Annotated in this window: 13 protein-coding genes; 4 read left to right on the top strand and 9 right to left on the bottom strand. The window is 74.2% G+C overall.

The genetic code is table 11. The features are described 5' to 3' along the window. The first annotated feature begins 30 nt into the window (after positions 1 to 30). Together AC3D3D_RS13945 and ulaA are read left to right on the top strand one after the other, a co-directional pair. Entirely contained in the window at positions 31 to 321 is a 291-nt protein-coding gene (locus AC3D3D_RS13945) for a PTS sugar transporter subunit IIB (RefSeq protein WP_463663461.1), read from the top strand. Positions 322 to 365: 44 nt separating this feature from the next. After that, positions 366 to 1754: a PTS ascorbate transporter subunit IIC gene (gene ulaA, locus AC3D3D_RS13940; RefSeq protein WP_463663462.1), complete on the top strand. Its 1389-nt coding sequence runs from the start codon at positions 366 to 368 to the stop codon at positions 1752 to 1754. Positions 1755 to 1800: 46 nt separating this feature from the next. On the opposite strand, the gene ptsP is transcribed toward ulaA, so the two are convergent. The 4 genes from ptsP to AC3D3D_RS13920 form a co-directional block, all read right to left on the bottom strand. After that, the gene (ptsP, locus tag AC3D3D_RS13935) at positions 1801 to 3495 is read right to left on the bottom strand and encodes a phosphoenolpyruvate--protein phosphotransferase (protein ID WP_463663463.1); all 1695 of its coding nucleotides are present in this window, start codon (positions 3493 to 3495) and stop codon (positions 1801 to 1803) included. Continuing rightward, positions 3495 to 3761, bottom strand: coding sequence for an HPr family phosphocarrier protein (locus AC3D3D_RS13930; protein WP_463663464.1), 267 nt, complete (start codon positions 3759 to 3761; stop codon positions 3495 to 3497). The genes ptsP and AC3D3D_RS13930 overlap by 1 nt, the downstream gene beginning before the upstream one ends. A 115-nt stretch (positions 3762 to 3876) precedes the next feature. Next, complete coding sequence (locus AC3D3D_RS13925) at positions 3877 to 4947, bottom strand: Fpg/Nei family DNA glycosylase (RefSeq protein ID WP_463663465.1); 1071 nt, start codon at positions 4945 to 4947, stop codon at positions 3877 to 3879. Beyond that, on the bottom strand, positions 4940 to 5308 hold the full coding sequence (locus tag AC3D3D_RS13920; protein WP_463663466.1) for an MGMT family protein: 369 nt from the start codon (positions 5306 to 5308) through the stop codon (positions 4940 to 4942). The genes AC3D3D_RS13925 and AC3D3D_RS13920 overlap by 8 nt, the downstream gene beginning before the upstream one ends. Positions 5309 to 5330: 22 nt before the next feature. On the opposite strand from AC3D3D_RS13920, the gene AC3D3D_RS13915 reads away from it, so the two are divergent. After that, complete coding sequence (locus AC3D3D_RS13915; protein ID WP_463663467.1) at positions 5331 to 6041, top strand: hypothetical protein; 711 nt, start codon at positions 5331 to 5333, stop codon at positions 6039 to 6041. Between the two features lie 123 nt (positions 6042 to 6164). Here the strand turns inward: AC3D3D_RS13915 and AC3D3D_RS13910 are convergent, their stop codons facing one another. The 3 genes from AC3D3D_RS13910 to AC3D3D_RS13900 are packed head-to-tail and all read right to left on the bottom strand — an operon-like array spanning position 6165 to position 8237. Then, positions 6165 to 7022 carry an alpha/beta fold hydrolase gene (locus AC3D3D_RS13910; protein WP_463663468.1) on the bottom strand — a complete coding sequence of 286 codons (858 nt, stop codon included), beginning with the start codon at positions 7020 to 7022 and terminating at the stop codon, positions 6165 to 6167. Positions 7023 to 7029: 7 nt separating this feature from the next. Then, the gene (locus AC3D3D_RS13905) at positions 7030 to 7797 is read right to left on the bottom strand and encodes a hypothetical protein (RefSeq protein ID WP_463663469.1); all 768 of its coding nucleotides are present in this window, start codon (positions 7795 to 7797) and stop codon (positions 7030 to 7032) included. Beyond that, positions 7794 to 8237: a ribose-5-phosphate isomerase gene (locus AC3D3D_RS13900; RefSeq protein ID WP_463663470.1), complete on the bottom strand. Its 444-nt coding sequence runs from the start codon at positions 8235 to 8237 to the stop codon at positions 7794 to 7796. The genes AC3D3D_RS13905 and AC3D3D_RS13900 overlap by 4 nt, the downstream gene beginning before the upstream one ends. 44 nt (positions 8238 to 8281) lie before the next feature. On the opposite strand from AC3D3D_RS13900, the gene AC3D3D_RS13895 reads away from it, so the two are divergent. Continuing rightward, entirely contained in the window at positions 8282 to 10351 is a 2070-nt protein-coding gene (locus tag AC3D3D_RS13895; RefSeq protein WP_463663471.1) for a M13 family metallopeptidase, read from the top strand. Positions 10352 to 10354: 3 nt separating this feature from the next. Here the strand turns inward: AC3D3D_RS13895 and AC3D3D_RS13890 are convergent, their stop codons facing one another. Continuing rightward, positions 10355 to 11095 carry a hypothetical protein gene (locus tag AC3D3D_RS13890; protein ID WP_463663472.1) on the bottom strand — a complete coding sequence of 247 codons (741 nt, stop codon included), beginning with the start codon at positions 11093 to 11095 and terminating at the stop codon, positions 10355 to 10357. A gap of 188 nt (positions 11096 to 11283) precedes the next feature. Beyond that, positions 11284 to 12036: a hypothetical protein gene (locus AC3D3D_RS13885; RefSeq protein ID WP_463663473.1), complete on the bottom strand. Its 753-nt coding sequence runs from the start codon at positions 12034 to 12036 to the stop codon at positions 11284 to 11286. Positions 12037 to 12205 lie beyond the last annotated feature (169 nt).

Here is a 12205-nt window from a genome sequence, read left to right as displayed (position 1 = left end):
GGCACACGCCACCACAAGGAGGACCACCCCATGAAGTTCATGACAATGTGCAGCTCCGGCCTCGGCTCGTCGCTCATGGTCCGGATGAATCTCGAGAAGGCCCTCAAGACCATCGGCGCCGACGGCGTCACCGTCGAGCACGGCGACCTCGGTTCCACCAGCAACGGCGACGCCGACGTCTTCTTCGTCGGCAAGGACCTCGCGAACTCGGTCTCCCACTTCGACGACGTCGTGGTGCTCGAGTCGATCATCGACCAGAACGAGCTGGTCGAGAAGGTCCGTGCCACCGCCGATCGCCTCGGCATCCCCCACACGTCCTGAGCCGCTGACCGCCAGCGTCGCTCCCCGTCGGAAGCAGTACTCACATGAACTCGGTCCTCGACGTCCTCGTGGACGTCTTCAGTCAACCGGCGATCCTCGTCGCCCTCATCGCGCTCCTCGGGCTGGGCCTCCAGCGCAAGAGCGGCTCGGACATCATGAAGGGCACGATCCGGACCTTCGTCGGGTTCCTCGTGCTCTCCGCAGGTGCGGGCGTCGTCGTCGCGGCGCTTGACCCGTTCGGCGCCATGTTCTCCGAGGTCTTCGGCGTGCAGGGTGTCGTCCCTAACAACGAGGCCATCGTCGGTCCCGTCCTCATCGACTACGGCACCACGGCCGCGCTGATCTTCTTCTTCGGCATGGTCATCAACGTCCTCTTCGCGCGACTGACCAACTTCAAGTACATCTACCTCTCCGGCCACGTCGCGCTGTACCAGTCCGCGATGATCGCCGTCCTGCTCATCACCGCGGGCATGTCGCAGTGGGAGGCCATCCTGTGGGGCTCGATCGCCGAGGCCCTCATCGTGACGATCTCCCCCGCCCTCGTGCAGCCGTTCATGCGCAAGGTCACCGGCAACGACGACATTGCCCTCGGCCACACCGGTGGTGTCGGCATCGCCCTGTCCGGACTCGTCGCCAAGGTGACGAAGGGCGACCCGGAGCGGTCGACCGAGAAGGTCAACGTTCCCAAGTCCCTCGGCTTCGTCCGCGACACCACCGTCATCGTGGCGCTCTCGATGGGGCTGATCTTCCTCGTCGTCGCCCTCATCGCCGGGCCTGCATACGTCTCGACGGAGATCTCCGACGGCCAGAACTACGTCGTCTGGGCACTCATGGCGGCGGGCCAGTTCTCGGCGGGCGTGTTCATCATCCTCGCCGGCGTGCGCGTGATCCTCGCGGAGATCGTGCCCGCCTTCAAGGGGATCTCCGAACGACTCGTCCCCAATGCCAAGCCGGCGCTCGACGTCCCGGTGACGTTCCCGTTCGCCCCGAACGCGGTGATGATCGGCTTCCTCAGCTCGCTCGTCGCAGGCATCATCGGCATGGCGATCATGGGCGTGGCGGGCAGCGCCGTCATCATCCCGGGCATCATCGCCCACTTCATGACCGGCGGCGCCGCCGGTGTCATCGGCAACGCCCAGGGCGGGCGCCGCGGTGCCATCCTCGGTGCGTTCGCCAACGGCGCCCTCATCACCGTGGTACCTCTCGCGCTGCTGCGGATGCTCGGCGAGTTCGGGACCGCCAGCACGACCTTCGGCGACTCCGACTACGGGTTCGGCCTGTTCATCGGCTGGCTCGACCAGGCCGGTGGGAAGTGGGCGATCGTCGCCGGCATCATCGTCGGCGTCGTCCTCATGTTCGTCGCGAGCGCTCTGGTCGGTCGGCGCCGGCGCCGGACCGAGACGGCCACGGAGGAGGCCCCGGCGGACGCCTGACGCCCGGCACCCGTCTGCACGACGAACGGGGCGACCACGCGACGGGTCAGACCCCCAGCACCTCGCGCACCTCGGGCGCGACCAGCTCGGCCACGGCGGCCCGCGCCGCCTCCGGATCGTCCGCGTCCAGGGCGGCCCGGGCCATCTCCTCGCACCGGGCCAGCGTGTGCGAGCGCAGCGCGAAGCGCACCTCCGGCAGGGAGCCGGCGGACATCGACAGGCTGGTGATGCCCAGGCCGGTGAGCACGAGCGCCATGAGCGGGTCGCCGGCGGACTCACCGCACACGCCGACCGGCCTCCCGGCGGCAGCCCCCGCCTGCGCGGTGCGGCCGACGAGCTCGAGGACGGCGGGCTGCCACTTGTCGAGCAGGTCGGCGAGCCGGCCCTCGAGCCGGTCGACGGCCATCGTGTACTGGGCGAGGTCGTTGGTCCCCAGCGAGGCGAAGTCGACCTCGGCGAGCAGCCGGTCCGCGCGCAGGGCGAGCGCCGGCACCTCGACCATGACGCCGACGGTGCCGATCCCGGTGGCCCGCGCGGCGGCGGCGAAGGCCGCGGCCTCGGCGGGGGTGGAGACCATGGGAGCCATCACCCACAGCTCGGCCCCCTCCTCCCCCGCCAGCTCCTTGGCCTGAGCGAGCGCGGCGAGCTGGTCGCCCAGCAGCTCGGGCAGGGTGCGCACGAGCCGGTAGCCGCGCACGCCGAGCGCCGGGTTCTCCTCGGCCTGCTGGTTGGCGAAGGCCAGCGGCTTGTCGGCCCCGGCATCGAGGGTGCGCACGACGACCTTGTGGCCGGCGAAGGCCCGCAGCACGCGCGCGTAGGTCTCGGCCTGCTCGGCGACACCCGGCGCCTCGGTGGCGTCGAGGAAGAGCACCTCGGTGCGGAACAGGCCGACGCCCTCGGCGCCGCTGCCGGCGGCGCGCTTGGCGTCCTCGGCGGTGCCGATGTTGGCGAGCAGCTGGACGGCGTGGCCGTCGGCGGTGGCACCGGGGGCCGTGTCGCCCTCGAGCGCGGCGACGGCCTCCGCCCGGTGCTCGATGGCGGCGACGACGTCGGGCCCGGGGTCGACCACGACCCGCGACCCGGCGGCGTCGACGGCGACGGTCGTGCCGTCGTCGAGCCCGGTGGCTCCTTCGGCCCGCACGACGCAGGGCAGCCCGAGCTGTCCGGCGATGATCGCGGTGTGCGAGGTGGCCCCGCCCTCCTCGGTGACGATGCCGAGGACGAGGGTGAGGTCGAGGGCGGAGGTGTCGGCGGGCGAGAGGTCGCGGGCGACGACCACGGCGGGCGCATCCAGCTCGACGCCGGGCTCGGGCTGCCCGGTCAGCCGAGCGACGACGCGGTCGCGCACCGAGCGCAGGTCGGTCACCCGCTCGGCCATGTAGCCGCCGATCGACTCGAAGGTGGTGGCGAACTCCTCGACGGCGGTGTCGACGGCGGTCGCGGGCCCCGTGCCACCGGCGACGAGCTCGGCGGCGCGGGCGGCGAGGGCGGGGTCCCCGGCCATCTGCGCGGCGGCGGACAGGACGTCGCCGAGCGTGGTGCCGGCGGCCGCCTCGGCCCGCGTCATGAGGTCGGCCCCGACGGCGGCGAGCGCCTCGGTGACCTGGCGCTTCCCCTTCTCGGGTTCAGCGGGGGCCGGCTCGTCGGCCGGGACGGTCGGGGCGGGGCGCACGAGGCGCACCGGGCCGACGACGCCCCTGCTCCCGACGCCGATGCCGGCCAGCTCGCGCCCGGCGCCCATCAGGCGCCCTCCTCGGTCTCGAGGCGCTCCTTGAGGGCGTCCAGCGCGCTCTCGGCGCCCTCGCCCTCGGCCTCGAGGACGACCTCGTCGCCCTGCTTCACGCCGAGCGACATCACCGACAGGATCGAGGCCGCGGGGACCGGGGTGCCGCCGGTCCGGGCGATCGTCACCTCGACGCCGGACCCCGCGGCAGCGGCAACGAACTCCGAGGCGGGGCGGGCGTGCAGTCCATGGGGTGAGGCGACGACGGCGGTGCGCTGGGCCATGGGGGCTCCTTCGTCCGGGTCGACGACCGGACAGGCGCCGACGACTGGGTGCCCAGGGTATCGGCGGGCGCTGCCCGGCGTCGCGCCCGGGGAGGCCCGTCGTCGGGAGCCCCCGTCAGGCCGCGCGGGTGCGCACCCGCAGGCGCTTCTGGCAGCCCGCGCACCAGAAGACGGTGCGCCCGGCCATGTCCTCGACCGAGACGGGCCGCGCGCACACGTGGCAGGGGCGGCCCGCGCGGCGGTAGACGTACCAGCGGTAGTCGGCCTCCTCGTCGGTGGCCCGCTCCGCGGCCCGCGCCCAGGTGGCCGGGGCCGGGCCCGGTCGGTCCTCGGGGAGAGTGGTGACGATCACGCCGAGATCGACGCCGGAGCGCAGCAACGCGCCGATGTCGTCCCACATCGCGCGGAGCCGCCGTACGCTCACCGCGCGCCCCTCGGTGCGGGGGTGGATCCGGGCGCGGAACAGCGCCTCGGCCCGGTAGATGTTGCCGACGCCCGCGATGACGGACTGGTCCATGAGCAGCTCGCCGACGGAGCGCCTCGTGCGCCGGACGGCCGCCACGAAGTGCTCGACGTCGGCGCGCCCGTCCGGCACGTCTGCAGTCCGCAGGGGGTCGGGCCCGAGCCGCTCGTGCACGGCCTCCTTCTGGACGAGGTCGATGAGGTCGCAGCGCGCCGGGCCGGTGAGGTCGGCGGCGACGGACTCGGTCGTCAGGCGGAGCCGCACGGTGGGCCTGGGTTCGGGCGGCACGAACTGCCCGGCCTCGTCACCGCCGGCGACCAGGGTGATGTAGTCCTCCGCGTTCTGCGACGACGCCACCCGGCCCCGCCCGACGGGGCTGTCCGCGAGCAGCGCGCCCGCGCGGTCCCCGCTCGCGGGGGACCCGCCCCCGGGCACGCGGGGCGCGCCGATCGCGTGGGGGGCGGCGCCGTCGGCGGTGGCGAAGGACCACGCGCCGTACAGGCCGAGGTGGATGTGCACGACCCTCGGCTCCCCGCCGCCGGGCGGCTCGAGCTCGATGAACAGGTGCTTGCCGTGCGCGTCCGTACCGGTGACGGTCCAGCCGTCGATGACCGCGGCGCCCGCGTCGAACCGGCCCTGCGGGGAGGTGGCGCGCACGGACCGGCCGGTGAAGAGCTGGTCGAGGAGGGTGGCCAGCCGGCGGATGGAGTGTCCCTCAGGCATCGCCCACGGGTGCCTTCCACGCGGTCGGGGCGTCCCACAGGGCGCGGCGCAGGTCGACCATCGTCGGCACGTGCGGCTCGAGCGGGGTGCCCTCGTCGCGGTAGCGGGCCTGCGCGTCGGCGCGCAGCTGGCGCGGCAGGGTCCCGTCCGCGCGCACCACCCGCCACCAGGGCACGAGGTGCCCGTGCCGGGCCAGGACGGTGCCGACGTAGCGGGGGCTGCCGTGCCCGGTGCGCTCCCGCACGGCCTCGGCGATGAGCCCGTAGGTCGTCGCGCGTCCCTCGGGGACCTGCTGCGCGACGTCGAGCACGAGCTCGGCGAGCTCGGTCGGTGTGGTCGGCGCGGACCGGGGGACGGACATGTTCCCTATGATTCCAGGCAACATGTCCTCCTCCACCCTTCCCACGCCCAGCACCGCCGACGCCCACGGGGCAGGTTGCTCACACTGCGACGGCTCGGTGCCCCACGAGCACATCGACGTCCGCGCCGAGCTGACCGCCGCCGCCCGACGCTCGCTGACCCGATCGGCACTGCGCACCGCCGGCGCGGCGCTCCCGCTCGCGGGCGGGCTGATCTGGGCGGGGGTGGCCGGGGACCTGTCGCGTTCCCTCCTGCTCGCGCTCGTCGTGGCCCTCGGCTGGCTGCTCGCGACGGCGCTCGGCGTGCTGGCCGCCCGCCTGGTCGGCGGCCGCTCCCCCCGGCTCGGGGTGGCGGCCGGCGCGGCCACGACGGCGGCGCTCGGCCCGGTCGTGGGTCTGGCCGCCGGGCTGCTCGTCTCGGCGACCGAGGGTCCGTTGTGGGCGGCGGCGCTCGTGGCCGGCGGTGCCTGGTGGACGGCCTCGGCCCTGGCCGACGCCGCGGCCGCCGCCCTCTGGCGCCGTTCGCTGTTCGCGCCGGGCGAGGAGGCCGAGCGCGCCCGGGCACAGGCGATCGCCGGCCGGAAGCAGACCACCGTGGTCCCCCTGGCCTGGCTCGTGCAGGGCCCGGCGGTGGCCGTGGCCGCGGTGCTGACCGGTCCCCCGGCGCTGGCCGTGGTGCCGCTGGCCGCGCTGTGCGCGGCGCTCAGCGTCCGCGGCTCCGCCCGCCGCCGGTAGCCTCATCCCCCGCTCACGACGAGTGAGCAAGATTTCGGTCCACCCACCTTCCCGACGACGCCGCCGGCCACCGTTCACGACGGGTGAGCAGAGCCCGGTCCGCTTGCGGGACCGGCCACGCGCTCAGACGCCGACGAGCTCGAGGATCACCTCGGCCGTCGCCCGCGGGGCGGTGACCATCGGCCAGTGCCCGGCGTCGATCTCCCGGTAGCGCCACCCCGGGGTCGCCGCCGTCACCGGCGCGGTGGGCGGGTCGGTGCGCAGGCAGCGCACGAGCGCCAGGTCGACGCCAGCGTCCTCGATCGGTCGCCGCGCGGCCGGCTCGGCGTAGGTGGGCAGCGGCTGCCCGCTCGCCCGGGCGGTCAGCCAGGCGTAGTCCTCGTCCGTCAGGCCGTGGTCCGGGTAGAGGGCGTCGATCTCCCGTCGGGTGAACCAGGGCGTCGCTCCCCCGACGGCGAGGGTGGACATCACCTGCTCGGCTCCCTCCCCCTGCTCGTCGAACCAGGACCGGCCCGGCCGGGGCAGGACGGCGTCGATCATCACCACGGAGTCGACGCGGTCGGCGACGTCGGCGCGTGCGGCGAGGTCGGCGTGGTCGGCCGGGTCCGCGCCGCCGTTCGCCATCCCCGCCACGCCCCGACGGTCCACCATCCCCGCCGTGCGTCGACCCTCCAGCACCCCCGCGACGACGTACGCCGCGAAGGAGTGGGCCACGATCGTGCACGGCCCGCTCACCCGCGCGAGCGCCGCCACGACGTCCTCGACCCAATGCGTGAGGGTGACGCCTGCGGGCGGCGTGGGATCGCCGTCGATTCCGCGCAGCTGCGGGGTGACCACGCGGCACCCGGCGCCGGTCAGGTGCGGGGTCACCCGGTCCCACAGCCCGCGGCCGAGCCCGCTGCCGCCGATCAGGACGAGCGTCGCGGACGCCGCACCGGTGTCCGTCCGGGCCGTGGTCCCGCGGCCGACCTGTCCCTGCACCCGGCGGTCAGCCGTCGAGCGCGACGGAGTCGAGGAGCGCGTCGAAGACCGGGTCCGCGTCGGGGAGGTCCTCCACGAATGCGGTGAACGTGATCGCGGCGAGCCGGCCGTCCCCGAGGTCGAGGGGGTAGAAGCGTTGCACGAGCTCGAAGCCGCCTTGCTCGATCTCGACCTCGAAGGGGCTCACGGTCTGGCCGGCGACCTCCCGTTCGGGCAGGGCTGCGAGCATCGCCGGGTCCGCCCCCTCGGCCACGACCATCTCCTCGAACGTCCGGCCCGCCACCATCGACTCGTCGTAGACGGTGAGGACGCCCGCGGGGTACACGATGGTCTCGTCCACGCCGAACATCTCCAGCTGCGTCCCGGGCGCGCCGGGTCCCACAAGGTCGTTGAGGTCGACCCACCCGGCCGGCCAGGTCAACGAGACCGGCGGGATACCGCCCGGCGTGCCCTCGCCGTCCGCGGGATCCTGCGGGTCCTGGTCGTCGCTCGGTGCCTCGTCGGCGCCGTCGGCGGACGTCCCGCCGTCGCTCGGTGCCTCGTCAGCACCGTCGCCGACCGTCCCGCCGTCGCTCGCGGCGTCGGACCCGTCCTGGGCGGTGGTGCCCGACTCCTCGGGCTCCGCGGTGGCGGTCGGCGCGGGGTCGGTCGGATCGGCCTCGTCCTCCTCGCCGCCGCAGGCGGTCAGGGTAAGGGCGAGCGCCAGCGCGGCCGCCGGCACGACCGCGCGGCGGGCACGGGCGGTCGGCACGGCCCGGGTCCCGGCGGCGGTCATCGCTCGAGCTCGGCGACCTGGTCGATGCGCCGCTGGTGGCGGGCCTCGCCGGAGAAGGGCTCGGCGAGGAAGGCGTCGACGATGGCGAAGGCCTCGGCCTCGGTGTGCATGCGGGCGCCGATGCCGACGACGTTGGCGTCGTTGTGCGCGCGCGTGAGCCGCGCGGTCTCCTGCGACCAGGCGAGGCCGGCGCGCACGCCGGGCACCTTGTTCGCCGCGATCTGCTCGCCGTTGCCCGACCCGCCGATGACGACGCCGAGCGAACCCGGCTCGGCGACGACGGCACGACCGGCGTCGGCGCAGAACGAGGGGTAGTCGTCCTCGGCGTCGTAGACCTCCGCGCCGTGGTCGACGACGTCGTGCCCGCCCTCGACGAGGTGGGCCGTCAGTGCGGACTTGAGCTCGAAGCCGGCGTGATCGGCGGCGATGTGGACGCGCATGGCGCACAGTCTGGCACGTCCGTGGTTGGACCTACCCTGGTCGTATGACCCTCGAGAGCTCCGAGACCCCCACCGACTTCCGTGCCTTCGTCGACGAGGACGTGCGGCCGCAGGACGACCTCTTCCGTCACGTCAACGGGGCCTGGCTCAGCAGCACCGAGATCCCCGGCGACCGCGCCCGCATCGGCGCCTTCGTCGACCTGCGCGACCGCTCCGAGGACCGGGTGCGCGCCCTCATCGAGGAGCTCGGCGCCGCCGTCGAGGACACCGCCGTCGAGGACACCGACGGCGCCGGCCCGTCGGGGACCGCACCGAGCACCGCCCCGGTCACGGGCGCGGACGCCGCGGCCAAGATCGGTGCCCTGTACGCGACCTTCATGGACACCGAGGCGATCGAGGCCGCCGGTACGGCGCCGCTGGCCGCCGACCTGCAGGCGATCGTGGGCGCGGAGGACCACACCGCGCTCGCCCGGGTGATGGGCGAGCTGCAGCGCACCGGCGTCGGGGGCCTGTTCGGCCTCGACGTCTCCCCCGGCATCTCCGACCCCGACTACCTCGTGTGGTTCGCCCAGGACGGCATCGGGCTGCCCGACGAGGCCTACTACCGCGAGGACGAGCACGCCGAGGTGCGCGCGGCCTACGTCGCCCACGTCGCGCGGCTGCTCGAGCTGGTCGGCGCCGTCGAGGCCGGCGAGGGGCAGGCCGCCGCGGAGCGCGTGCTCGCCCTGGAGACCGCCGTCGCCGCCGACCACTGGGACAACGTCCGCACCCGCGAGGCCGACCAGATCGACAACCCGATGACTTTCGACGAGCTCGTCGCCTCGGCGCCCGGGCTCGACTGGACGGCCTACCGCCAGGGCCTGCGCCTGCCCGACGGCGAGCTCAAGCTGCTCGTGGCCACGCCCTCGGCGATCTCCGGTGCGGCAAGGACCTGGGCCGAGGCCCCCGTGACGGACCTGCGCCTGTGGCTGTCCTTCCACGCGGCGGCGGCGCGCGCCCCGTTCCTCACCGAGGAGGTCGTCGAGGAGCGCTTCGACTTCGCCGGCCGCACGCTGACGGGCGCGGAGCAGAACCGGGAGCGCTGGCGCCGGGGCGTGGCCCTGGTCGAGGGGCTCCTCGGCGAGGACGTCGGCCGCCTCTACGTCGACCGGCACTTCCCGCCGACCCACAAGGCCCACATGGACGGCCTGGTCGCGAACCTCGTCGAGGCCTACCGGCGCTCGATCGAGGACCTGGACTGGATGGGCGCCGAGACCAAGGAGCGCGCCCAGGTCAAGCTCGCCGCCTTCAACCCCAAGGTGGGCTACCCCGAGGTCTGGCGCGACTCGACCGGCCTGACGGTCACCCCCGGGGACCTCGTGGGCACGGTGCGGGCGGGCCGCGCCTTCTGGTGGGACGACGAGCTGTCCCGCTACGGCACCGAGGTCGACCGCCGCGAGTGGCTAATGACCCCGCAGACGGTCAACGCCTACTACAACCCGTCCTGGAACGAGATCGTCTTCCCGGCGGCCATCCTCCAGCCCCCGTTCTTCGACCCCGAGGCGGACGACGCCTTCAACTACGGCGGCATCGGCGCGGTCATCGGCCACGAGATCGGCCACGGCTTCGACGACCAGGGCTCGAAGTTCGGGCCCGACGGTCGCCTCGAGAACTGGTGGACCGAGGAGGACCGCGAGCGCTTCATGGAGCGCGCCCGGGCGCTCGTCGAGCAGTACGACGGCCTGGTCCCGGCCCAGCTGGGCGCCGACTCCGAGCACCGGGTCAACGGCGCGCTCACCGTGGGCGAGAACATCGGCGACCTCGGCGGGCTCTCGATCGGGCTCAAGGCCTACGAGATCGCCCTGCGCGAGCGTGGCGTCGCGAGCCTGGCCGACGCCCCGGTCGTGGACGGCCTCACCGCCCTGCAGCGCTTCTTCACCGGCTGGGCGCGGGTGTGGCGCTCGAAGAGCCGCGACGCCGTGCTGCGCACCCAGATGGCCACCGACCCGCACTCCCCCGACGAGTTCCGCTGCTCGGTCACGGCGAGCAACCTCGCCGCCTTCCACGAGGCCTTCGACGTGCAGCCCACCGACGCCGGCTACCGGGCCCCGGAGGAGCGCGTCGCCATCTGGTGACGCTCAGGTCAGCTCCACCGAGGCCAGCACCGCGGCGACGTCCTCCTCGATGGCGTCGCCGTGGCCGGCGCTGACCACGAAGGTCAGCAGCACGACCACCTCCTCCGGTCCTTCGACGGCGTGCGCGATCGTGTCCCACTCGCCCGAGACGTCGCGGGCCTCCCACCGGCTCGACGGCGACCCCGCGACGACGACGCTCCCGGCCTCGGTGATCGAGGCGGGGTCGTTGCCGCGCGAGGTCAGCAGCGCGGGCATGTCGTCGGTGGGCGGGTCGGAGGTGTGCACGACGACGGTGGCCCCGGCGACGGTGCCGTCCTCGAACGCGGTACCCATGGCGATCGAGCCCGGCGGGAGGGTCTCCGCGGCGGCCGGTTGCTCCTCCCACCGCTCGGGCCAGGTGACGTGCAGGGTGAGCGAGTCCGGCGGCGCGCCGTCCGTGGCGGTCTCGGCGGGGCCGTCCGGCGCGGGGGCCGGCGTCGGTCCGGCGGCCTCACCCGACGGAGATGCCTCGGCGTCGTCACCTGACGGCGACTCCTCGGGGTCGTCGCCCGCCGACGGCGCCTCGGCGTCGTCACCCGTCGATGCCACCTCGCCGTCGCCGGCCTGGTCGGCGCTGAGCTCGGCGACGCCGAGGTCACGGGCGGCATGGCCCCCCGACGGCGTGCATGCGGCGAGCCCGAGGGCGGCGACGGCTGCCAGGACGACGGCCGCTGGGCGGAGGCGTGTGCTGATCGATGAGGTCATGCCGCCAGCCTCACCGCCGCGCAGTCCGGGCCCGAGTCTCATCCACAGGGTTCGACCCGCTCCCCCTCCCTCCACATGCCCGGTGACCGGGACCGGACGCACGAACGCCGACGGCGCCGCCCGTGGTGGGCGGCGCCGTCGGCGATCGGTGCGCGGCTGGTGCGTGCCGCGTCCGGTGATCGTGGGTGTTACTCGTTGATCTGGAGAGAGTCCAGGACGGGGTCGAAGTCGGCCTGGTTGGCGTCGAACTCCTCGGCCAGGGCCGAGGCGACGATCTCGACGTACGAGCCGTCGTCGAGCGGGAAGCCGTAGGCCACCTGGCGGACGGCGCCCTGGCCGTAGTCGGTCTCCGACTCCAGGACCTCGGCCTCGTGGCCGGCGATGTCACGCGGCTCGAGCTCGGTGTAGACCGAGGTGTCCTGGCCGCTCTGCTCGAGCAGCTCGATGTAGGAACCGTCGCCCATCGTGCCGGCCGAGTAGCGCAGGATCGTCACGTTGGGGGCGAAGGTGGGGTTGGACGGGTCGCCGTAGGAGTACATCTCGTCGACACCGGCGGGCACCGGCACATCCACCTCACCGGCGAGGTCCACCCACCCCTCGGGGGCGGTGACCTCGATGATCTCCTCGCCGGTGCCGCCGCTGCCGGACTCGGCACCGTCGGTGCCCGCGCCGCCGGTGGCGGAGTCGTCGCTGGAGGTCTCGCCGCCGAAGCCGCCGTCCTCGGACTCCGACTCGGTCCCCTCGGAGTCGCTCTCCTCGGAGTCGGTCTCCTCGCCGGCGTCGCTCTCGGTCTCGGAGGTCTCCTCGGTCTCGGAGGTCTCCTCCCCGGTGTCCGGGCTCTCGGTCTCCTCGTCCCCGCCGCAGGCGGCGAGCGTGAGGCCGGCGCCGAGCGCGACAGCGGCGATGACGGAGCGACGGACAGTGGTCTGGGTGTTCTTCATGGGATCAACCTTCGGGCAACGGGCCGTCCGAGAGGGGGAGGTGGGATGGAGAGATATCCCCGTGGGACGTTCGTCACGCACCCGAGCCGCCCGGACGAACGCCGACGGCGCCGCCCGTGGTGGGCGGCGCCGTCGGCGGAGGGTGCGCGGCGGGTCAGGGCCGCGGACC

The sequence above is a fragment of the Georgenia sp. X1117 genome (assembly GCF_057784635.1).
Note: the sequence above shows the minus strand (reverse complement) of the source record. Positions and strands in the feature narration are given on the sequence as shown.

Coding starts and splice junctions, on each gene's coding strand:
- AC3D3D_RS13885 (WP_463663473.1), bottom strand. CDS start 12,036: ATGAAGAACACCCAGACCACTGTCCGTCGCTCCGTCATCGCCGCTGTC.
- AC3D3D_RS13930 (WP_463663464.1), bottom strand. CDS start 3,761: ATGGCCCAGCGCACCGCCGTCGTCGCCTCACCCCATGGACTGCACGCC.
- AC3D3D_RS13890 (WP_463663472.1), bottom strand. CDS start 11,095: ATGACCTCATCGATCAGCACACGCCTCCGCCCAGCGGCCGTCGTCCTG.
- ulaA (WP_463663462.1), top strand. CDS start 366: ATGAACTCGGTCCTCGACGTCCTCGTGGACGTCTTCAGTCAACCGGCG.
- AC3D3D_RS13925 (WP_463663465.1), bottom strand. CDS start 4,947: ATGCCTGAGGGACACTCCATCCGCCGGCTGGCCACCCTCCTCGACCAG.
- AC3D3D_RS13920 (WP_463663466.1), bottom strand. CDS start 5,308: ATGTCCGTCCCCCGGTCCGCGCCGACCACACCGACCGAGCTCGCCGAG.
- AC3D3D_RS13895 (WP_463663471.1), top strand. CDS start 8,282: ATGACCCTCGAGAGCTCCGAGACCCCCACCGACTTCCGTGCCTTCGTC.
- AC3D3D_RS13905 (WP_463663469.1), bottom strand. CDS start 7,797: ATGACCGCCGCCGGGACCCGGGCCGTGCCGACCGCCCGTGCCCGCCGC.
- AC3D3D_RS13915 (WP_463663467.1), top strand. CDS start 5,331: ATGTCCTCCTCCACCCTTCCCACGCCCAGCACCGCCGACGCCCACGGG.
- AC3D3D_RS13945 (WP_463663461.1), top strand. CDS start 31: ATGAAGTTCATGACAATGTGCAGCTCCGGCCTCGGCTCGTCGCTCATG.
- ptsP (WP_463663463.1), bottom strand. CDS start 3,495: ATGGGCGCCGGGCGCGAGCTGGCCGGCATCGGCGTCGGGAGCAGGGGC.
- AC3D3D_RS13900 (WP_463663470.1), bottom strand. CDS start 8,237: ATGCGCGTCCACATCGCCGCCGATCACGCCGGCTTCGAGCTCAAGTCC.